Below are 539 nucleotides of genomic sequence, written 5' to 3' on the forward strand. Positions count from 1 at the left end.
GTTTATACCGATGGAGCTTATGACACCAAGCAATGCCGTCAGGTCATTGCAGATCGGCAAGCACATGCGGTGATTCCACCTAGAAAAAATGCGAAACCATGGAAAGATACAAAGAGTAGCTCGCTAGCGCGAAATGAATTACTTCGAACAGTTAAACGTTTAGGCAGGACACTATGGAAAAAATGGTCAGGCTATCATCGCCGCAGTTTGGTGGAAACCAAGATGCATTGCATCAAATTATTAGGCGATAAATTAATGGCAAGAAGCTTTCCTAGTCAGGTGAATGAGATTCATGCACGTGTAGCAGTCCTCAACAGATTTACGGAATTAGGTCGACCAGTTACCCAAGTTACGCCTTAAATTTGGCTCAATTAGGGGCGCTTTGCATTTCAAATCTTTGTGCAACAAAGCCAATCAAGCCTAATAAGCGGATTAAACGAGAACAGCCAGAACCCCTTGCAGTACCGACAGCTAAGAATGAATCATGGTCAATGGACTTTATGTATGATCAACTCAGTGATGGACGTAGTTATCGAGTT

1 protein-coding gene and 1 pseudogene are annotated in these 539 nt (G+C 43.0%); both read left to right on the forward strand.

The features are described 5' to 3' along the window. On the forward strand, positions 1 to 360 hold a 360-nt coding region (locus tag ACEO2X_RS14110), incomplete at its 5' end, for an IS5 family transposase (protein ID WP_180192529.1). A 53-nt stretch (positions 361 to 413) separates the two neighbouring features. Continuing rightward, positions 414 to 539: pseudogene (locus ACEO2X_RS14115) on the forward strand (IS3 family transposase); the annotation flags it as partial.

The sequence above is a fragment of the Acinetobacter sp. AL9 genome, from assembly GCF_041464035.1.
GTDB lineage: Bacteria > Pseudomonadota > Gammaproteobacteria > Pseudomonadales > Moraxellaceae > Acinetobacter > Acinetobacter towneri.